This window comes from Tsukamurella spumae, assembly GCF_012396015.1.
Taxonomy (GTDB): Bacteria; Actinomycetota; Actinomycetes; order Mycobacteriales; family Mycobacteriaceae; genus Tsukamurella; species Tsukamurella spumae.
Genome location: NZ_JAAXOQ010000003.1, coordinates 132,823 through 153,167 on the forward strand (window position 1 = coordinate 132,823; position 20,345 = coordinate 153,167).

The window sequence follows — 20,345 nt, forward strand, 5'->3', positions numbered from 1 at the left end:
GTGATAAAACTACAACATGTCTGACGCCGACCGCAAGGGTGCCCGGCGCGCGGCGGAGCCCGACGACGACGCCGACGACCAGGTCTTCAAAGCACTCGCGAACGGCACCCGCCGCCGCATGCTCGACGTGCTCAAGCAGTCGCCGCGCACCACCGGCGAGCTGTGCGCGCACTTCCCCGACCTCGACCGCACGACGGTGCTCCAACACCTGCGCGTCCTCGAGCGGGCGGAGCTGGTGATCGGGCGGAGGGTCGGACGCGAGCGGCACCTCACGCTGGCGCCGGTGCCCATCAAGCGGATCTACGACCGCTGGATCGGCGAGTACGCCCGCGCCGCCGTGTCCCTGCTCGACGACCTCAGCCGCGAATGACCGGATCCTCGCCGACCGCACTCACGCGGCGAGGCCGCCGATCATCTCGGCGACCGCCGTGATCACGACCTCCGGCTCCTCGGTCAGGTGGTGCCAGGTGTAGTTCAACACCGACCAGCCGGCGCCGGTCAGGGCGTTCGACTTGTTCTGGTCGGTCATCCACCGCTTCTGCGAACGGTGGTACGCCCAACCATTGATCTCCACCGCGAGCTTGCACTCCGGGAACGCGAAGTCGATCGCATAGCCACGGAAGGGCAGTTGCGGGTATCGAGCGAGTAGCCCGTGGCCTGGTGGACTCGGCGGCCGGCGGGCACGGTGGCGGTCACCATCTCGGGCACGGTCTCGGTCAGGCCGTGCCAGTAGAGGGCGGTCCAGCGATCGGCGGCACCGCCGGAGATCAGCACGGGGATCCGGACGCCCGCCCGGTCCGTGTGGGGGTGGAGGGCCGAGCGATAGATCCCACAGCTCCGGAGGTATCGAACCACTGCTCCGGTCGAACCCCGCGGGCCATGCGCGGCGCGCATGACCTGCCGCCGAAACCACAGGTCAGAGGTAATGCGCCGCACGCATCACTTCGCCGAGCAGACATGCCTCCGACAGGCCCCGGCCCCAGCACGCCCCAGCGAACGCGGGATCAGTGGAAGAAGTGGCGCGTCCCGGTGAAGTACATCGTGACGCCGGCCTCGGCGGCCGCCGCGATGACCTCCTTGTCGCGGATGGATCCGCCGGGCGAGACGATCGCCTTCACACCCGCGTCGATGAGGATCTGCGGGCCGTCCGGGAACGGGAAGAAAGCGTCGGACGCGGCCACCGAGCCGAGCACCCGATCACCCGCGCGGGTCACGGCCAGCTGCGCCGAGTCGACGCGGTTGACCTGTCCCATACCCACGCCCACGGACGCGCCGCGGGAGGCCAGCAGGATCGCGTTCGACTTCACGGCGCGGCAGGCGCGCCAGGCGAACTCGAGATCGGTGAGGGTGGCCTCGTCGGCGGGCTCCCCGGACGCCAGCGTCCAGGTGGCGGGATCGTCGCCGGGGGCGTCGATCGCATCGGACTGCTGCAGCAGCAGGCCGCCCGTGATCTGCTTGATCTCGGTGGTCAGCACCGGCGGCTCGGCGAGCAGCACGCGGATGTTCTTCTTGCGCTGCAGTACCGCCAGGGCACCGTCGGCGTAGGAGGGCGCGATGATGACCTCGGTGAAGATCTCCGACACCTGCTCGGCCATCTCCAGGCTGACCTCGCGGTTCGCGGCGATGACACCGCCGTAGGCCGAGACCGGGTCGCACGCGTGGGCCTTGCGGTGCGCCTGCGCCACGTCCTTGCCGATCGCGATGCCGCACGGGTTGGCGTGCTTGACGATCGCGACGGCCGGCTCGTTGAAGTCGTACGCGGCCCGCCAGGCGGCGTCACCGTCGGTGTAGTTGTTGTAGCTCATCTCCTTGCCGTGCAGCTGCTGCGCCTGCGCCAGCCCCGCCTTCGAGCCGCCGACGTACAGCGCCGCGCCCTGGTGCGGGTTCTCGCCGTAGCGGAGCACGTTCTCGCGGGTCCAGGTGCCGCCCATCCACGACGGGAAGGCCACGGCGTGGCCGTCGGCGGTCTCGGGCGCCACGACATTGGTCATGTACGAGGCCACAGCCACGTCGTAGTCGGCGGTGTGCCGGAAGGCCTTCGCCGCGAGCGCCTTCCGCTGCTCGAGCGAGAAGCCGACGCGCGCGTTGTCGACCACGTCGCCGTAGTCGGAGGGCGAGACCACGACCGCCACCGACGGGTGGTTCTTCGCGGCGGCCCGCACCATCGACGGTCCGCCGATGTCGATCTGCTCGATGCACTCGTCCTCGGACGCGCCGGAGGCGACGGTGTCGGTGAAGGGGTAGAGGTTCACGACGACCAGCTCGAACTTCTTGACGTCCAGGTCGCGCAGCTGCTCGAGGTGCTCGGACAGGCGGGTGTCGGCGAGGATGCCGGCGTGGATCTTGGGGTGCAGGGTCTTCACCCGGCCGTCGAGGCACTCGGGGAAGCCGGTGACGTCCTCGACGCGGGTCACGGCCACGCCGGCATCGGCGATGGTGCGCGCGGTCGAACCGGTCGAGACGATCTCGACGCCCGACTGGGCGAGCCCCGTGGCCAGCTCCACCAGACCCGTCTTGTCGTACACGCTGATCAGCGCGCGCTTGAGCGGGATGTTGCTGCTCATGAAATGGTGACCTTTCGTCCATCGACGCGGTAGCCCTGGCGGGCGACCTTCGCGACGACCTCTGTCAGAAGTCGGCGCTCCACGACCTTGATCCGTTCGTGCAGGGTGTCCTCGGTGTCCCCCGCCTCCACCGCGACCGCCTCCTGCGCGAGGATCGGTCCGGTGTCGAGCCCCGCGTCCACGAGATGCACGGTGGAGCCGGTGAGCTTGACTCCGTGCTCGAGGGCGGCGGGAACGGCGTGGGCGCCCGGAAACGCGGGCAGCAGCGCGGGATGCGCGTTGATCACGCGCCCGCCGAACGCGGCGAGGAACGCGGGACCGAGGATCTTCATGAAGCCGGCCGCCACCACGAGGTGCGGCTCCAGCTCGGTGACGGCGGCCATCAGGGCGGCGTCCCATTCGGCGCGATCGCCGTAGGCCCGCAGCGGTACCTCGGCGCTCTCGACCCCGGCCTGCGCGGCGACCTCCAGCGCCCGGCAGCTCCGATCGGCGACGACACCCACGACGGACCCCGGGTAGTCGGGGCCGGACGACGCCGCGAGCAGTGCCTCGAGCAGCGAACCGGTGCCGGAGGCCAGCACGACGATCCGGGCGGGCGCGCACGGCGACACCACCGTGGGGCTGGGCGTGGTCAGGATGCTCTCCATCGCATGGGGGGGACGATTCGTGTTCAGCCTAATCGGCCGGTCCGGACCGGATCATCGGGCCTACCGATCGTCTGGTCCGGCCTACTGGCCGAAGGTGTAGCTGTCGAGCTCCTCGATGTCGGCGATGGTCCGTTCCCGCTTCGACGCGGCGGGCCCGACCGCAGGCCGGGACACGGGCCGGACCTCCTCGGTCGGTTGCTCGGCGAGGGCGTCGAAATCTCCGGTGTCCGCCGGGGACTCGTCGCGTTCGGGCTGGTCCTCGTCCGCATCGTCGGCGCGGGAGCCGCGGTCCGCGGGCTCGATCTCCACGGTGGCACCGTCGTCGATCACATCGGGCTCGTCCGCGTAGGTCGTGTAACCCGACGGTGCCTCTCCCTCGGCCCGGCGCGCGGCGCGGACGGCGCGCGACTCCCCCACCTGTTGCAGAACGAGGGCGGCGAGGACACCGACGAGGCCGACCCAGGCCAGGGTGAACAGGAACACCTGCAGCAGGTCCGCGCCCGCGTAGCCGAACCCGCCGAGCTCCCCACCTGCGACGAAGGCGGCTGCGGTGAAGCCCGTCGCGGTGAGCAACGCGGTGACGGCGACCGTGGTCACCGTCGGCCCGAGGTCGAGGGAGCGGGCGGTGCACCGTCGGCCCACCCGGACCGCGACGTAGGCGGGTACGGCGAGCAGTGGCAGCAGGTACCAGGGCGACGGTCCCTGGGGCAGGACCGCCAGGATCGGCACGCCCGGGGCGCGGCCGGGGGCCGCGGAGAACAGGCTCATCGAGATCGGGCCCAGGTGGACGCCCGCGCCCAGGGGCAGCGCTGCGGCACCGATCACCACGTTGGGCAGGTACAGCAGCGACACCAGGACCAGGGAGATCATGCCGACGGCGTCGTTGCCGGAGCGGACGAGGTCGAAGACCGTCTCCCAGCGGATCACCAGGCGGACCAGGACGATCGCCAGGCCGACGGCGCCGAACGCGAGCAGCGCCCGCCCCGCGAGCCGGGCGCAGTCGTCGACCCAGGCAGGCACGTGGAGGTAGCGGGCGGCGGCGCGCCAATACGCGGGCGCGAGGCCGAGCAGGGCGGCGCCGAGGTGCACGGCGATGGTGCACAGGAACGCGGTGAGCGGAGGCGGCGTGGCGATGGTGTACCGCCCCGCGGCGTCGTTGACGACGGCCAGCGCGATGGCGGTGAACAGGGCGGGTCCGGCGATGGCGCACAGGAGCACGGCGCGGAGCTCGGCGAGCGGGCGTCCCTCGCCGCCGGCGCGGCGCGCGGCCCGGGCGACTGCGGCGACCAACGCGATCGTGGGGAGGAGCGGCAGCACGCCGAGGGTGATGTCGCTGATGGTGACCGGCACCTGGTGCACGGCCAGCCAGAGCCCGGCGACCGTGGGGACGATGGCCCCGAGGCCGGTCGACGAGGTGAGCAGAACGACCCCTCCCACCACGAACGTGATCAGGAGGGTCACGAGCGACGGCCCGAAGGCCATCACGAACAGCGGCCGGGTCTCGCTCGGGCCCGGCCCGGCGGCGCGCGCTGAATCCATCATCCTCACCACTGTGACACCGCAGCGTCGGAGAGTGGCTCAGGCGCGCCGCAGGCGGGGACTACTGTCCCTGCTTGTTCTCGCCCTCGGTGGAGTGCGAGCCGTGCTGCGGGGTGGCCGGGCTGCCGAAGGCCTGGGTGGCCGACGACGACGCGGACTGGCCGAACGCGGTGGTCACCTCGTCGGGCGACGCCGAGGCGCCGGGGTTCGACGGTGCCGCCGACGCACCGGGGGCCTGGAAGCCCGTGGTGGCCGGGGCCGCGGGGGCGGCCGGAGCGGACGGCGTGGACGGTGCGCCCGGGGCCTGGTAGCCCGACTGGGCCGGCGCCTGGTAGCCGCCGTAGCTCGGCCACTGCGACTGCCCGGACGGTGCCTCCGCCGACGGTGCGGCCGGGAGCGAGGGCGACGAGACGGCGGGCTGCTCGGCGCCGGGCGCCTGCGCGGCGTCGGCGGACGGGGCGGCGGTCGCGGACGCGTCCGTCGATGCGCTCGCGGCGGCGGCCACGGCGGCGGGGTTCTTGATGATGCCCGCGTCGATCAGCACGAGGACCACCGCGGCGGCCGCGGTGAGCAGCGCGAAGAACAGCGCGATCCAGTAGCCGTAGGCCATGTTCTCCCAGCTGAACGACCCGAACACGAAGCCGAGAAAGCCCGCGACGGCGAGAGCCGCAGCCGGAGTGCGACCGGTCGAGCCCTTCGAGATCAGGCTCAGACCGGCGGCGATACCGGCGGCGAGCAGCACGATGAGCAACGGCTGCGTGGGGCTCTCGAAACCCGACGCCGACGCGCTGGTCGAGTAGGGGCCCGCCGAGATGGTGCGCTCGTAGAAGTTGAGGAAGCCCAGCAGGAAGGTGATGACACCCAGCGCGGCGGTGGTGATCGACAGGATCAGCGCGAGGTCCAGCGGCTTCGACGGCGCGGCGGGCTGCTGCGGGTAGCCGCCGTACTGCTGGCCGTAGCCCTGCTGCGCGTAGTCCGGCTGCTGACCGTAACCCTGCTGACCGTAACCCTGCTGGCCGTAGCCCTGCTGCCCGTACCCGGGCTGGGCCTGCTGGCCGTACCCGGGCTGCGCCGGCTGGCCGTAACCCTGCTGGCCGTAGCCCTGCTGCGGGTAGTCCGGCTGCCCGTAGCCCCCCTGGCCCGGCTGCTGCCCGTACCCTCCACCTGAGTAGGTCATGTTCTTCTCCCCGAAGGTTGATGTCGGCCCCTACGGGCCAGTACGCCACCACCCTATACACGAAGTCCGACGTCACGTTGTTGCAGCACCATCAAGTTTCTCTGGCCTGGATCAAATTCGTCGGATAATCCGTTGTACTGGCGGATACGACTCAGCGAGAGTGGAGGACATGACCACGACCCCCGTTGCGACCGCCGGCCCCGGCCTCCTCCGGCTGATGGCCGTCGCCACCGGCCTGTCGGCGGCGAGCCTGTACGTCGCGTACCCGATCCTCGACCTGCTGCGCGACCGGTTCGGCATGTCGGACACGACAGCCGGGCTGCTCGTGACGGTGGCGCAGGCCGGCTACGCGGCCGGACTGCTCCTGTTGGTGCCGATGTCGGACGTGGTGCGGCGCCGCCCGCTGGCGCTGACGCTGCTGACGCTGACGGCCGCGGCCCTCGTCGTCGCCGGCGCTGCGCAGACGGGGGCGGTGCTCCTCGTGGCGTCGGCACTGGCGGCGGTGACGGCGGTCGGCGCGCAGGTGATCGTGCCCTACGCCGCCGAGCTCGCGGGACCGCGCGAGCAGGCGCACGCGGTCGGCGTCGTGATGAGCGGCGTGATCCTGGGCGGCCTGCTGAGCCGCTTCCTATCCGGAGTACTGACCGACGCATTCGGCTGGCGCACCCCCTATTTCGTCCTCGCGGCAGCGCTCCTCGCGGCTGCCGCCGGGCTGGCGCGCACGATGCCCCGGCACGACCCGGACCGGCCCGGGCTCACCGTCGAGCGCTACCGGGGCCTACTGGCGTCGATGATCGCGCTGGTCCGCGCGTTCCCCGCGCTCCGGCTGCGGTCCGTCCTCGCCGCGCTGTCCCTCGCCTCGTTCGTGGTGCAGGGCGCGGCGGTCACCTTCCTGCTCGCCGGCCCCCGGTTCGGGTGGACGCCGACGGCGATCGGCACGATCGGGCTGCTCGGCGCGGTGGGCGCCCTGTCGGGGCCGGTGATCGGCCGGATCGTCGACCGCGGGCACGGCGCGCTGCTCACGACGGTCGGCCTCATCGCGCAGCCGGTGGCGTGGTGCGCGATGCTCCTCGCGGACGGGGCCGGCGGCCTGTCCGCGCTGATCGTGGGCCTGGTGCTGCTCGGCATCGGGCAGCAGGCGGTGCTCAACACGTCCCAGGCGGTGCTCTACGCGCTCGTGCCCGAGGCGCGCGGCCGCATCAACGCGGTGTTCATGGGCACCTTCTTCATCGGCGGCACACTCGGTTCCGCGGCGACGGCCGCTCTGTGGCCGGTCGCCGGCTGGACCGGCTGCTGCCTGCTCGGCGTCGGCCTGGCCACGACCGCCCTGGTCCTGTACCTCGCCTTCCGCGCCGTGGAGCGTCCCGGGCCCGACGGGGCGGCACCGTCGGCCTAGGAAACGGGACCGTCGGCCTAGGAAACGGGACCGCCCCGCCTCCCGGACGGGAGACGGGGCGGTGGACCGAATGCGCTGCTGTTACAGCGACTTCAGGATCTCGCGGGCGAGCGCGGCGGTCTCGGAGGGGGTCTTGCCCACCTTGACGCCGGCGGCCTCGAGGGCCTCCTTCTTCGCGGCGGCCGTGCCCGACGAGCCGGAGACGATGGCGCCGGCGTGGCCCATGGTCTTGCCCTCGGGAGCGGTGAAGCCGGCCACGTAGCCCACGACGGGCTTGGTGACGTTCTCCTTGATGTACGCGGCGGCACGCTCCTCGGCGTCGCCGCCGATCTCGCCGATCATGACGATGATCTTGGTCTCGGGATCCTTCTCGAAGGCCTCGATGACGTCGATGTGCGTGGTGCCGATGACCGGGTCGCCGCCGATGCCGATGGCGGTGGAGAAGCCGAAGTCGCGCAGCTCGTACATCATCTGGTAGGTCAGCGTGCCCGACTTCGACACGAGGCCGACGGGGCCGGTGCCGGTGATGTTGTTCGGGGTGATGCCGACCAGGGCCTCGCCCGGCGTGATGACGCCGGGGCAGTTCGGGCCGATGATGCGGGTCTTGTTGCCCTTATCGACGTTGTAGGCCCACGCGTACGCGGAGTCCTGCACCGGGATGCCCTCGGTGATCACGACGAGCAGCGGGATCTCGGCGTCGATCGCCTCGACGATGGCGTCCTTGGAGAACGCCGGCGGCACGAATGCGATCGACGTGTCGGCGCCCGTCTTCTCCATGGCCTCGGCCACGGAACCGAAGACGGGGAGCTCGACGGCGTTGCCGTCCTTGTCGACGTGCGAGACGGTGGTGCCGGCCTTGCGGGCGTTGACGCCGCCGACGACATTGGTGCCGGCCTTGAGCATCAGGGCGGTGTGCTTGGTGCCCTCGCCGCCGGTGATGCCCTGGACGATGACCTTGTTGTCCTTGGTCAGGAAGATAGCCATTTTTCTGTTGTCTCCCTTACTTGTTCGCCAGCTCGGCGGCCTTGTCGGCGCCTTCGTCCATGGTCTGCGCGAGCGTCACCAGCGGGTGGTTCGCCGCGGCCAGGATCGCCCGGCCCTCCTCGACCTTGTTGCCGTCGAGACGCACGACGAGCGGCTTGGAGGCCGCGTCGCCCAGGGTCTCCAGCGCACCGACGATGCCGTTGGCGACCGCGTCGCACGCGGTGATGCCGCCGAAGACGTTGACGAACACGCTCTTGACCTGTGCGTCACCGAGGATGACGTCGAGGCCGGCGGCCATCACGGCCGCCGAGGCGCCGCCGCCGATGTCGAGGAAGTTGGCCGGCTTGACGCCGCCGTGCTTCTCGCCGGCGTAGGCGACCACGTCGAGGGTCGACATGACCAGGCCCGCACCGTTGCCGATGACGCCGACCTGACCGTCGAGCTTGACGTAGTTGAGGTCGTTCTCCTTGGCCTTGAGCTCGAGCGGGTCGGTGGACCCGGCGTCGGCGAAGGCCTCGTGATCGGGGTGGCGGAAGTCGGCGTTCTCGTCCAGCGAGACCTTGCCGTCCAGCGCGAGGATCTGATCGTCCGGCGTGCGGACCAGCGGGTTGACCTCGACCAGGGTGGCGTCCTCGCCGACGAAGACCTCCCACAGCTTCTGGATGGTCACGGCCGCGGAGTCGAGCACCTCGGCGGGCAGCTTGCCGGCCTCGGCGATCGCGCGCGCGGTGGCCAGGTCGACGCCCTTGGTCGCGTCGATCGAGATCTTCGCCAGCGCGTCCGGGTTCTCCTCGGCGGTGACCTCGATCTCGACGCCGCCCTCGACCGAGCACATGGCCAGGTAGGTGCGGTTGGCGCGGTCGAGCAGGAAGGAGATGTAGTACTCCTCGGCGATGTCACTCGCCTCGGCCACCAGCAGCTTCTTGACGACGTGACCCTTGATGTCCAGGCCCAGGATCGCCTCGGCGTTGGCCTGCGCCGCATCGGCGTCGGCGGAGTACTTCACGCCGCCGGCCTTGCCGCGGCCACCCACCTTGACCTGCGCCTTGACCATCACAGGCTTGCCGATTTCCTCGGCGATCGCGCGGGCGTCGGCGACATTGTCCGTCACGCGGCCGGCCGAGGTAGGCACGCCGTGCTTGACGAACAGTTCCTTCGCTTGGTATTCGAAGAGATCCATCAGCTCACCATCTGTCTGGTTACTCGGTCCACCAGCATTCATCACGGGTCCGCAGTCGACTCTATGCCTCCGCGAATCCGCCCGGACGCCGACCCTTGTTCCATGACCTATCTCACTTGACCTGCGGTTATCAGGCTCCACACCCTACCCGTCGGTAAGTTTTGCGATCGGCACTGCGCGCCCCGGCGATTGTGACTGAATTCAGAGGACGGCAAGCGCTGGTTAAGCGCCGTCAACGATGGTTACCGCAGTCGACAGTGAATGGAGAACACATCTCATGAAGCCTTCCCGCCCTGCCCTCGTCGCAGCCTCGGCGGCGCTCGCGCTGACGGTCTCGCTCACCGGCTGCGCCGACAAGGGCAGCTCGTCGAACAGCTCGGAGACCACCGCTACCGCCGCCGCGTCGGCAGGAGCCTCGGACATCGACGCGCCTGCTCTACTCAAGGAGACTTCCGAGGCGGCCAAGAACCTCACCAGCACCCACTTCACCGTGGCGGTGACCGGGAAGGTGCCTAACCTCCCGATCTCGAAGGTCGATGGTGACCTCCAAATCAAGCCCGCCACCCAGGCGCATGGCACCGCGCTGGTGCAGCCCGGCAATGCGGAAGGCAAGTTCACCTACATCGATGGCAAGATGTACGCCGCACTGTTCGGGGACAAGTACGTCGACTACGGCGACGGCACGTCGATCTACGATGTCTCGGCCCTCTTCGACCAGAGCAAAGGCATCCCGAACATCCTCACCAAAATCACGGGCGCGCAGGCCGTCGGCACCGAGACCATCGACGGCCAGGAGACCACCAAGATCACCGGCACGGTGCCCGCGACGGAGATCGCCACCATCTCCGGCTCGCGCGTCGATCCGCAGAAGAGCGTTCCGGTACCCACCACCGTGTGGGTCCAGAAGTCCGGCGAAAAGCAGCTCGTCCGCATCGAGGTCAAGCCCATCACCGACGGGGCCATCACGCTCACCTTCTCCAGGTTTGGAGAAAAGGTCGCCGTGACAAAGCCGAACGTGACCCCCATCGAGACCACCGACAAGCCCGAAGCCGGCGAGGCCCTGCCCCGCTGACTCCTCGCGATCTCCCCCGGATCGTGCCATCCCCCAGTATTTTCGAGAAAGGTACCATCATGAAGACCCTGACCAAGAAGGCGTTCGTTGTCGCCGCCACAACCGCTAGCGTCGTGGGCGGCATCCAGGTCGCGGCCGCCCCCGCCGCGAACGCCGCCGTCAACTTCGGCGCCATCGCGGTCGCGTCCAATGGCGCGACGGGCCGCGCGTGGGACTATCCTTCCCGGGCCGCCGCCGAGCGCGCCGCACTCAACTCGTGCGGCTGGGGCAGCTGCAAGGTGCTCGCCTCCTTCAGCGACGGCTGCGGCGCCGTCGCCCAGACCCGCACCCGGTATCAGGGTGGCACCGGCCGTTCCCTCTACGCAGCACAGCGGAGCGCGATCTCACTTTCCGGCGGTGGGTCGATCTTCGTCTGGACCTGCACCTCCGGTCACCTCTGATCCACCCCGCACAGCGTCGGAGGGGCGGCACCGTTTCTCGACGGTGCCGCCCTTCGGCGTGTGCGGGGCTGTTCTTCTGCTACGGCGCTCGTCGCAGGATGAGGAACCCGGCGGGCGAACACGGGCCGATCGCACTGTCATTTCAGACCCTGCAGGACGAGATAGGCCGCGCTCGCGAGCTGCTCGGCCTGCACCTGCTGGCCACGTGTCGTCGCCACCGACAGGTACCGCCCGACTGGTCGTCGCGATCGCCGCGGGCCAGCGCGACACCGACTTTGAACCCCGCGAAACTGAGCACCGTGACGTGGCGCCGACCGTGCTGCCGGAGAAGCTCGAGGGAGCGGCGGAATCGAACACCGGAATCGGCGACCTCCGACGGCGGCGTTGGATGAGGGGGCACCTACGTCGGGACTCCCTACCTCGCACGCGGCGAGCACGACTGCCACCGAGCCCACCGCGACGAGCCGGCGCAGCACCGCGGTAGTCCGCGCCACGGCCGGACGATGTATGCCCGTGCCCGCCGCGTGACTGCCGATCATCCCCCTCATCCGTCCGCGTCCTATCCAGTGCAGGCCCAGTAGTAGACGCTGCCGCCACCCGCACTCGCGATTGCGTAGTTCTGAGCTGTGCCGAGGTCGCTTCCGGTGCCGTAGCCCCAGTAGCTCGACGACTCAGCGATCGCACCGCACCCGTTCGCGAATTGCGCAACGGTCCGGCAGCCGTACCCACAGCTCGCCCGCGCCGCGCTCGATGCCGCACTGTAGCTCGAATAATTGACCGCGTAGGAAGCCGCGCCCGTCGAGGTGTTGAGCGCAAGGGCGCCGTAATCGCCGCTCGCGCTCGCGGTGCCAGCGGCTGCGAACGTGGACGCTCCCACGGCGGCCACCGCGACGGCGACCGCGCCAGCGCGCTTGAGACTGTGCTTCATGATTTCTCCTCCAGTGATGTCAACGAAAAATGTTCAGTTGCGGGGGGTTCCGGGCGTGGTGCTGGGTACAGCAGAGGGTGCGGGCACGCTCGGCTTCACGACGTCGACCTTCTCGCCCCACTTCGAGAAGTTCATCGTCAATGCCGCGTCTTTGGCGGGGACCAGCTGCAGGCGAACGAGCTGATGCTCGCCGGACGACTGGATCCAAACGGTGACCGGCACCGGCACGTCCTTGGTCTCCGGATTCACCACGCGCGTCCCGGTCAGGGCGCTCACATCCCCGGAGCGGACCTTTCCGACGATCTTGGTGGTGGCCGCCCCTTCGATCGTCTCGGACCCTGCGGCAACGGGTTCGGAGATCGAGGACAGAACGTGGGGCAGACCCTTCGCAGGGTCGAACAGCAACGCCACGGGGAAGATCGACGCACCGTCGCCGTAGTCGACGTACCGGCCGGAGATGTTCGAGTACATCTTGCCGTCGATGAAAACGAAGTCGCCCTTGAGCTTGCCACCCATGCTGAGTTCTGCGCTGCCCTTCGCTTGGACTGCGGGCTTGACGTTGATGCCTCCGGTCGCCTTGGTGAGGGGCAAGTTCGGAACCGTACCCGTCACGTCGATGAGGAACTGGGCGTTGGTCACCGCCTTCGCGGCCTCGGACGCGGACTTCAGCAGCGACGTCGCGTCAACGGCGCTGGCCGACGCAGTCGCATCGCCGCCCCCGGAACTCGACGAACCCTTGTCTGCGCAGGCCCCCAGACCGAGGGATACGGTGATCCCGAGCGCGACGATCGCCGCAGTGGATCGACTACGGATATTCATGAATTCTTTCTCCTTCTATGGATTCGGTATCCAAACATTCCTGAACCGTGCGACGCCGATATCCACACCGCGGACACAATGAAGGCGTAGTACGGCTGGGTAGCGACCTCGGAAATGGCCACGTCGTCGACTTTCTCCGGTGCCGAATTCAGAATCTTAAGGTCGGCCGGCATCTGCGGAACCGTCCGCAGATCCGCAGGCCCAGATTGGTGACCGAACGAAGTACATCGGCATCAGCATTCCCCCGAGATCCATGCGTTCTGCCCCCTCAACTGGGTTCTTCAAGCTTGAGCGGGCAGTCCCTGGTCAGCGGCTCGGCGTGTCGGTGACGTGAGGAGCCCCTGGTCTCGGTGAAATCTGGATGTTGCGACACATTCCGATTTCGGTGAGGAGTGCCAGGGGCATGAGCGAGCCTACTTCGTTGTTGTTGGGTCTGGAAGGTCTGCAGGTCACGAGAATTTCGGCACTGCCGGACAGGACACGGCCCCGCGACCTCGCGTTGAGCGCCACTACATCCTCCGCAGCAAGAGATACGCCGCGGAGCTGACCTGCTCGACGTTCTTGCGCTGCTCGCCGTGGAATTCGGAGACGTACCTGCCGACCGGTACGTAACACCCGAAACGCTCGGCCGACACGGCCGATGCCTTGTATGCGACGCATCGCGCCGTCGGCAGCCCGTCGATACTGAACCTGCGCGATGCACCCCTCTCTCTACTGGCCAAGTGATCGGCCAGCTTCGCGGCGCCCGCGGGGTCCGCCGCGCGGTACACGTTGTTGCGGCCCACGCCTACCAGATCGACCCCCGCCTCCTCGAACCTCCGCGCCGCGTCGACAGGGTCTGTCATCCAGGCGAGCGCCGCCCGGCTCTCCCTGAATCCGAAGTCGGGCTGGAAACGTCCGTCGTCGATGGGTTCAGGCGCGACGGTGTGGCTCACGATTCCGTCGTGATCCACCGGCAGACCCGCAAGATCGGCGGGACCGGGGGAGGTGAATCCCCTCAGCTGGGCCTGCTGCGCGGCAATCGCCTTCTGCGCGTAGCCCCGCACCCGGGCACCGTCGGTTCCCTTGTCGGACGCGGCGACAACGATCACGTGACTTCCCGCGGCTGCGAGTACCCGCACCGTGGTCCGTGTCGAGAAGTAGTCCTTCCCCTCGATCCTGCGCTCCATCGCGGCGGCGCCGCTGACGCCGGGGAGCGTGATCACCTCCGCACCGATCGCGCGCCGGTAGTCGTCGACGGCACCCGCAGCAGCCGCGTCATCCGGCATGCGGATCAGGCTGAGGTTCAGGTATCGAGTCGAGCCGTCGGACTCCGCGATCCGACTAGTCGCCATGCCGTACACCATCGACCGGTCGGTGAGTGGCTTCTGCATCGCAACTCCGAGCTGTTCCTCGTTGTCGTCCCCGTCCTTGAGCTCTGTCAGGTTGCTCGCCTGCACCACGGCATGCGCGGAGGACATCCAGGTGACCGTGAACTCGGGATCCACGTCCCACGGGAACACCATCCGGTTCGTCAGGATATTGGCGGCGAGCACCTTGCGTTGCACCGCAGACGCTTTCACCACACGCGGATCGACGGAGAAGTTTCCGTGGTCCAGCCGTATCGCTTCCGCACTCGGATCGGCCACCGCGGTCCCGTCGATCGTCGTCGCGCAGCCGGCGAGCGCACCGGCCGACACCAGTACGGCTACCAGCGCCCCGACCATGGGCTTCTTCATTTCGCCTCCTTCAGGATCAGCCACTGCGCCGCCGCACGCTGGTGCGCCGTGGTCAGGTCGTCTCCGAGCACCCGCGCGACATACCGATCCACCACGACGAAGCAGGCGAACCCATTGAGCGAGACCGACTTGGCGCAGCTCACCGCATCCCCCAGCACCGGAACGCCCGCGGCCGGCGTGTTGCCGCTCGCAGCCGACCATGCCCGCGCGAACCCCTTCGCGGCCTCACGGTCCCGCGCCCGCGCGACCACGCTGACGTTCCAGCCCACGAGGTCGACGCCCGCGGTGCGGTAGTCGACGAGCACCGTCGGATTCAGCAGCCGCCGCTCGAGCATCGACAGCGTAAGCACCCCGATCGCTCGAATATCGCGCTTCCCCGGGTGTTCGGAACCCATCGTCCGAGCCAACATGCCGCCGCGATCCAGCGGCAGCGCTGTGATCCGCGCCTGCGCGGTGGGTACGAAAGCGCGCGCCAGCGGCAACTGCCGCGCCAGCGCCGCCTCCGCGAGCTTGAGCGCTGCTGCCGAATCGGCTGCCCGTGCGCGAACCAGTAGAATGATCGGCCCCACGCGAACGACCGACTCCACTGTGCCGGCCACTAGCTCAACCGACTTCGCGTCGTTCGCCCCCGCGACCGCCACCGAACGATGCTTCTCCCACTCGTATCCGATGGACTTCTCAGCGGACTCCACGTCCTTGTCGGATTCGAACCGGTACATGCCCGCCCGAACTTCGCGTGTCGAGCCCGTTTCCCGGTCCGCCCGTGCCACCATGACCGCGACTTTCGCCCCGTCGATGAGGACGGACCTGTCGTTCGGTCCCGTGAAGCCGGTCCAGTCGATGACCGGAACAGATTCGATCCCCTCCACGGGGAAGGTCAGCGCCGGTTCGACCTCGGCCGGGAGGACAAGCGCCTCGAGCATCCGGTTTCCCTCGGCGATCCATGCGCGATCCGGGTCCCCCTGTGGGGGCACGTACCCCGTGACCTTCTCCTCACCGATGTCCAGTCCCGCGGGGATGGCGACGCTGCTCGAGTCCCCGGGCGGCGCCATTGCGCTGCCGGGGATGGCCTGACCGCACGCCGCCACGGCGAGCCCCATCAGTGTCACGATCGTGCCCGTCATCCCACAACGAGTTCCGCCCCTCCGCATAGCGGCCCTTCCTACGCTGCGACCAACGCGGACAAGATGATCCACACCAGCACCCATGCCAATCCCGATGCCAGTGCGATGAGCGACCACGTCTTCGCGCTCTCGGCTGCGGCGCGCGCCTCGCTCTCGTGCCCGAGCTGCCACAGCTTGTTCACGTTCGCGGCTTTGACTACCGCGAAGATCCCGACGGGGTTGCCGCACAGCAGGACCGTGCAGATCGCGAACACCATGTAGTTGTGGGGTGGCATCATGTTCCGCTGCGGATCCCCGCCAGGGTTCCCTATGTTCGGCGCGGCACCGGGGTAGCCCGGCTGCGGGTTCCCAGCGCCGTACGCCGGCGGCGCGGGCTGCTGATACGGAGGTGCCACAGGCTGCTGATACTGAGGTACCACAGGCTGCTGATACTGAGGCGCCAACCCGGGCTGCGGCATTCGCGGAGCCTCGGGCATCATCGGTCGCTCCGGAACAGGCGCCGCGGCGGGCGGTTGCGCCGCGGCGCCGTAGCTGGGCCGGTAGGGCTTGTTGTCCGTCATTGTCAGTCACCAATTCCGTTCAGGTTCTTACGGCCCCGACCCAGAGCGGGTCGAGTGGGCCACACCGCCACAAGGGAGCGATCGTCATCGAAGGTCTCGCGGGAGAAGTCCACCGCGTTGCCGAACTCCATCATCGACGGCACCGTCGAGCCGAGCACAGCACGCAGGAGATCGCCCACACCCCCCTGTCCCGAGCCCAGCGGATCCCCGACCCCGTCCGAGCCGAGCAGTAGGACGTCGTCCGGGTACAGCACGGCGGACACCGGCGTGATCGACGACGGGGTGCGCGGCAGGCCGACGACGGCCGAGCTCGCGAGTCCGCCCGCCCCGTCGTTCTTTCCACCGAGCAGGGGAACGAACTCGCCGTCCCGGAGGATCCAGCCGCTCGAATCCCCGACGCCGATCGCCTCGACCTCCAGAACGCCGTCCGGATTCGGGTCGATCACCGCAGCGACCATCGTGGTGGCGAAACCACGTTCCACGTCCTCGCCGTCGATCTCGCCACCGAGGACCGACCGGGCGCGCTCAGTCATCTGCCAGCTGATCGCACGGACCAGCTCCAGCCAGGCGATCCGGGCCCCTACTTCGGGCGCCTCGGACAGGAGCCATTGCACCGCAACGGTGGTCGCCGTCGACGCCCCGATATGTGCGTGGAGGGCCGCAGAGACTCCGTCGGCGACCACCGCGATGATCCGGCCCGACGGTGCCGCATGCACGGCCACATCGTCCTGCCGCGGGGCACCGTCGTACCGATGGAGGTGGCCACGAAGCGACACGGCCCGCACCGTCGCCGCGCGCGTACTCCACCCATCGAGCATGGTGTCGGGCCTGAACGGCACGGAGCGGAACCGATCCGCCGTCGGCCGGGGCTCCACGCTCGGCCCTTGATCGCCGACGACCACCTGCTCGATCCGGACGGTGCCGCGCACCGCCGGGAGCGGTCCGCCCGACGAGAGCCCGGCGAGGGGGAACGACGGGGTCGACGCGTCGTCCGTCACCCGCGGATTATCCGGTGTGGGCCCCCATGGCTGCCCGAATGCCGGTGGCGGTGCAACCGGCGGCGCGGTGGCGTACGGAACCGTCGGGTGCGGGTTGCGTGCGTCCCCGTACGTTTCCGGCCCCCACACTCCGTCGAGCACAGCGGGAAATTCGTCGGTCGGATCAGAATCATCACCGTCGCGCTTGCCGAACCAGCGACGGAGTCCCCCCTTAACCTCCGCCATTGCTACACGTAGTCCACGGCCAGGCTGAAGCCCTCAGGCTTCTCAAGCTGCAGAGCGCCCGCACCACCCGCGAGTGCATTGCCGGAGGCGATCACGGACTGCGTCAGCTGGGTCATGAACTCGCTGATCGCCACGCCGGTGTCCATGCCCCGCGAGCTGATGAAGGCATAGTGCGGCTGGGTGGCGATCTCGACGATAGTGGCCGCGTCCACCTCGCCGATGCCGAACGCGAGGACGTTCGGCGCAGCCGGCTGCGCGAGCATGTAGTCCCGAGCGGCACGCCAATCCTCGTTCCGGTTGGGAACGCCGTCGGTGAGGAAGAACACCGCCGGGCGATGCACCTGATAGCCCTGAGCTTTAAGATTCGGTACGTCCACCGAGATGCGGTAGCCGATCTGGTCGAAGACCGCCTGGTAGGACGTCAGACCGCGAGCCCGGAAAGAAGGCATGTGCGGCAGCGTTCGCAGATCGGCCGGCTCCAGGTAGGTCACGGCATCGTCCGCGAAGCCGATCACCGAGAATCGGATCTTGGCCGCCGCGAACGACTCGACCTGCATCGCGTCCTGCAACGACACAAGTCCCTCATTCAGCTCGTGAATGTGCGGGCCCATCGAGCCCGACTCATCGGCGACGAAATACATCGGCAGCAGCGTGCCCCTGGGTTCCATATGTCGGCTTCCCCTCACTCGTTCGATACCGCCCGATCGCGGTTCGGCGCCAACCGAATTGCTTCAAGTTCAGCACAACATATTATGCAGTACACTCGGGTGGGGCGCGACGTTTCGGATCAGCGGCACAATCCGCCGTTAAGGAATCGGCAACCGATCGACGGGGATATCGGGATTTGCACCTCGCGGAACGAGGGGGAACGGGGAGCATGAGCGAGTCTGCGAATCAGAGTGGGGCACGAACGCTCGAACGGAACCGGCTCGGACAGCTGACGAAGCTAGCGGCGGGCGGTCAGGGCACCACCTACCAGGCCCCCCGGGTCCACCTCGGGTTCGCCGACAATGTCGTCTACAAGGAGTACAAGCCGGACGTCCTGCGGGGGCTCAACGTCCCCCAGCTCGTTTCACTGCCCCAGTTCCTCCTCGACCAGCCCGGAGCCATCGCGCTCAGACTCGTGACCCTGTGCGCGTGGCCGTGCGCCGTCGTCGAAGACCAGGGGCGTGTCACGGGGTTCGTGATGCCACTGATCCCGGAACGCTTCTTCATAGACATGACCACGGTCCGCGGTGCGCAACGGCGGACCGCCGAATTCCAGCACCTGCTGAACAGCGCCGAATACCTGGCCCAGCGCGGGATCTCCATCACCGAGAGCGACATCTACCGCCTCATCGCCGCGGTCGCCGACGCCCTGACCTTCCTGCACTCCCTGGGCATCGCGGTAGGTGACATGTCGCCCAAGAACCTGATGTTCACGGTGCAGCCCGAGCCCGCGGTCTACTTCATCGATACCGACGCGATGCGGGTTCGCGGCAACAGCGTCGCGGACCAGGTCGAGAGCCCCGGGTGGAGCGTCCCGAACGGCGAAGAACTCGGAACAGCATTCAGCGATCGGTACAAGCTCGGGCTGCTCGCATTGCGTCTGCTGTGCGGTGACCACGATGTCTCCGATCCCGGGCGGCTTCCGGCCGACGTCCCGGCCGACATCGCGGGTCTGATCCAGCGCTCTCTGAGCGTCACGCCGACAGCCCGCCCAGCACCGTCGGACTGGATTCCGCGAGCGAACTCGGCCGCCGAGAACGCTCGCCCCGCGAAGGCGGCCGCGCCGCCCACCGTCAAGGTCGCCACGACTGTGCGCCCCAGTGGTCTGGCCGCGGCGCAACCCGGCTCGCCACACCGAGCGCCTGCGTCCCCCGCCGCGCCGGCTCCGGCTCGTCCAACGGCGAACCCGGCCCAGGCGAAGCCGACCCGAGTCTCCAGTGGCGTGGTCTGGGGGATCATCTGCGCCGTGGCGCTGGCGGCGATCATCGTCGTGATCGTGGTGCAGTCGACAGGTTCCAGCTCGTCCTCCGCCGTCACCACCACTCGTTATCCGACTCCCACGACCGCCGACTACACGTACCCGACCACCGCGCCGACCACGGCGACAACCACCACCACCACGCCCCGTACCGCGCGGAACGTGCCGTCATATGCCACTACATGTCCCTCCGGCAATTACGCGGTGAACTCGGTGACCACCTGTGGTTTCGCGTCGAACGTGTTCCTGGCGATGAACCGCAGTGAGTTACCTAAGTTGTACCTGGGCATCACGAGCCCGGCCCGCGCGGATCGCACCTTCGACATGCTCTGCCGGTACTACGACACCACGTCGAACCTCGTGCTATGCAGCGGCGGCGACAATGCGGAGGTCTACATTCCATGACACCCGGTGACCGAACGAACGACACAACGGCGGCCACGGCTCCGCCTCCCACGACCCAGCAGTTCGATCCCTACGCGGTGACTCTCCCGCGCATCGCCGTCGACCGGGGCGCGTTCATCCACGCGTCCGACGCCACGGCTCCGGCGCCCGCGAACACCCCGGCGCCGGAGCCGCCTGCCGGTCCCCGGCGACGCCCCACCCCGCCACTCAAGCCGTACCGGCCCAGTTACTGACGGTCGGCACCACCGTCAGCCACGGGCGATCGAACCGAGCACCGAGCAGGCACGGCCTGAAGGCTGCCCAGCGCACCACTAAATGCCCAGCTCACCACCTCTGGATCAGACGATGCACAACACATAGGGTTTTCGTATTCCAACCCGTGGAGATCGGAGAAACGATGAAGAACCTCGCCCTCACCACACTGACCGCCCTGCTCATCGCGTCCGGCAGTGTCGCGGCCAGCGGGACCGCCAATGCCGATGTCGGCTGGATCGGACCGTTCTCCTCGAGCTGGACGTGTGAGCAGAACGCGTGGTCTTGGGGATGGCAAGCGACCTGCGAGCGCGGCGACGACGGCTGGTACTGGTGGAGCCCGCGGTAACG

The 20,345-nt window shown here is 68.7% G+C and carries 20 protein-coding genes; 6 read left to right on the plus strand and 14 right to left on the minus strand.

The window, feature by feature from the left end:
- The first annotated feature begins 16 nt into the window (after positions 1–16).
- On the plus strand, positions 17–370 hold the full coding sequence (locus HF999_RS03560; RefSeq protein WP_168544542.1) for an ArsR/SmtB family transcription factor: 354 nt from the start codon (positions 17–19) through the stop codon (positions 368–370).
- Positions 371–391: 21 nt separating this feature from the next.
- Here HF999_RS03560 and HF999_RS22940 read toward each other — a convergent pair whose 3' ends face one another.
- The 5 genes from HF999_RS22940 to HF999_RS03585 form a co-directional block, all read right to left on the minus strand.
- Entirely contained in the window at positions 392–913 is a 522-nt protein-coding gene (locus HF999_RS22940; protein WP_168544543.1) for a DUF559 domain-containing protein, read from the minus strand.
- Positions 914–1,004: 91 nt separating this feature from the next.
- Positions 1,005–2,564 (minus strand): bifunctional phosphoribosylaminoimidazolecarboxamide formyltransferase/IMP cyclohydrolase, encoded by a 1,560-nt coding sequence (gene purH, locus HF999_RS03570; RefSeq protein ID WP_168544544.1) that lies wholly within the window; start codon positions 2,562–2,564, stop codon positions 1,005–1,007.
- Entirely contained in the window at positions 2,561–3,211 is a 651-nt protein-coding gene (gene purN, locus HF999_RS03575; RefSeq protein ID WP_168544545.1) for a phosphoribosylglycinamide formyltransferase, read from the minus strand. The genes purH and purN overlap by 4 nt, the downstream gene beginning before the upstream one ends.
- Positions 3,212–3,292: 81 nt before the next feature.
- Positions 3,293–4,753, minus strand: a complete 1,461-nt coding sequence (locus HF999_RS03580; RefSeq protein ID WP_168544546.1) for a cell division protein PerM — start codon at positions 4,751–4,753, stop codon at positions 3,293–3,295.
- A 58-nt stretch (positions 4,754–4,811) separates the two neighbouring features.
- Positions 4,812–5,927 carry a DUF5336 domain-containing protein gene (locus HF999_RS03585; protein ID WP_168544547.1) on the minus strand — a complete coding sequence of 372 codons (1,116 nt, stop codon included), beginning with the start codon at positions 5,925–5,927 and terminating at the stop codon, positions 4,812–4,814.
- Positions 5,928–6,096: 169 nt separating this feature from the next.
- Here HF999_RS03585 and HF999_RS03590 point away from each other — a divergent pair, with 169 nt between their 5' ends.
- The gene (locus HF999_RS03590; protein ID WP_168544548.1) at positions 6,097–7,323 is read left to right on the plus strand and encodes an MFS transporter; all 1,227 of its coding nucleotides are present in this window, start codon (positions 6,097–6,099) and stop codon (positions 7,321–7,323) included.
- An 81-nt stretch (positions 7,324–7,404) separates the two neighbouring features.
- On the opposite strand, the gene sucD is transcribed toward HF999_RS03590, so the two are convergent.
- Together sucD and sucC are read right to left on the minus strand one after the other, a co-directional pair.
- Positions 7,405–8,307, minus strand: a complete 903-nt coding sequence (gene sucD / locus HF999_RS03595) for a succinate--CoA ligase subunit alpha (protein ID WP_168544549.1) — start codon at positions 8,305–8,307, stop codon at positions 7,405–7,407.
- 16 nt (positions 8,308–8,323) lie between these two features.
- Positions 8,324–9,487, minus strand: coding sequence for an ADP-forming succinate--CoA ligase subunit beta (sucC, locus tag HF999_RS03600; RefSeq protein ID WP_168544550.1), 1,164 nt, complete (start codon positions 9,485–9,487; stop codon positions 8,324–8,326).
- Positions 9,488–9,764: 277 nt separating this feature from the next.
- Here sucC and HF999_RS03605 point away from each other — a divergent pair, with 277 nt between their 5' ends.
- Together HF999_RS03605 and HF999_RS03610 are read left to right on the plus strand one after the other, a co-directional pair.
- The gene (locus tag HF999_RS03605; RefSeq protein ID WP_168544551.1) at positions 9,765–10,559 is read left to right on the plus strand and encodes an LppX_LprAFG lipoprotein; all 795 of its coding nucleotides are present in this window, start codon (positions 9,765–9,767) and stop codon (positions 10,557–10,559) included.
- Between the two features lie 59 nt (positions 10,560–10,618).
- Positions 10,619–10,999 (plus strand): DUF4189 domain-containing protein, encoded by a 381-nt coding sequence (locus HF999_RS03610; RefSeq protein ID WP_168544552.1) that lies wholly within the window; start codon positions 10,619–10,621, stop codon positions 10,997–10,999.
- A gap of 559 nt (positions 11,000–11,558) precedes the next feature.
- On the opposite strand, the gene HF999_RS03615 is transcribed toward HF999_RS03610, so the two are convergent.
- The 7 genes from HF999_RS03615 to HF999_RS03645 all read right to left on the minus strand — a co-directional run bounded on the left by HF999_RS03615 (position 11,559) and on the right by HF999_RS03645 (position 18,012).
- The gene (locus HF999_RS03615; RefSeq protein WP_168544553.1) at positions 11,559–11,927 is read right to left on the minus strand and encodes a DUF4189 domain-containing protein; all 369 of its coding nucleotides are present in this window, start codon (positions 11,925–11,927) and stop codon (positions 11,559–11,561) included.
- Between the two features lie 33 nt (positions 11,928–11,960).
- Positions 11,961–12,746: an LppX_LprAFG lipoprotein gene (locus HF999_RS03620; protein WP_168544554.1), complete on the minus strand. Its 786-nt coding sequence runs from the start codon at positions 12,744–12,746 to the stop codon at positions 11,961–11,963.
- Between the two features lie 509 nt (positions 12,747–13,255).
- Entirely contained in the window at positions 13,256–14,464 is a 1,209-nt protein-coding gene (locus HF999_RS03625) for a DUF7373 family lipoprotein (RefSeq protein WP_168544555.1), read from the minus strand.
- Complete coding sequence (locus HF999_RS03630; RefSeq protein WP_168544556.1) at positions 14,461–15,588, minus strand: DUF7373 family lipoprotein; 1,128 nt, start codon at positions 15,586–15,588, stop codon at positions 14,461–14,463. The genes HF999_RS03625 and HF999_RS03630 overlap by 4 nt, the downstream gene beginning before the upstream one ends.
- Positions 15,589–15,626: 38 nt before the next feature.
- On the minus strand, positions 15,627–15,983 hold the full coding sequence (locus tag HF999_RS22365; protein ID WP_168544557.1) for a CD225/dispanin family protein: 357 nt from the start codon (positions 15,981–15,983) through the stop codon (positions 15,627–15,629).
- Positions 15,984–16,150: 167 nt separating this feature from the next.
- Positions 16,151–17,146, minus strand: coding sequence for a protein phosphatase 2C domain-containing protein (locus HF999_RS03640; RefSeq protein ID WP_168544558.1), 996 nt, complete (start codon positions 17,144–17,146; stop codon positions 16,151–16,153).
- Between the two features lie 227 nt (positions 17,147–17,373).
- The gene (locus HF999_RS03645) at positions 17,374–18,012 is read right to left on the minus strand and encodes a vWA domain-containing protein (protein ID WP_168544559.1); all 639 of its coding nucleotides are present in this window, start codon (positions 18,010–18,012) and stop codon (positions 17,374–17,376) included.
- A 236-nt stretch (positions 18,013–18,248) separates the two neighbouring features.
- On the opposite strand from HF999_RS03645, the gene HF999_RS03650 reads away from it, so the two are divergent.
- Together HF999_RS03650 and HF999_RS03655 are read left to right on the plus strand one after the other, a co-directional pair.
- The gene (locus HF999_RS03650) at positions 18,249–19,742 is read left to right on the plus strand and encodes a protein kinase family protein (RefSeq protein ID WP_168544560.1); all 1,494 of its coding nucleotides are present in this window, start codon (positions 18,249–18,251) and stop codon (positions 19,740–19,742) included.
- A gap of 397 nt (positions 19,743–20,139) precedes the next feature.
- On the plus strand, positions 20,140–20,343 hold the full coding sequence (locus tag HF999_RS03655; RefSeq protein ID WP_168544561.1) for a hypothetical protein: 204 nt from the start codon (positions 20,140–20,142) through the stop codon (positions 20,341–20,343).
- The last annotated feature ends 2 nt before the right edge of the window (positions 20,344–20,345 follow it).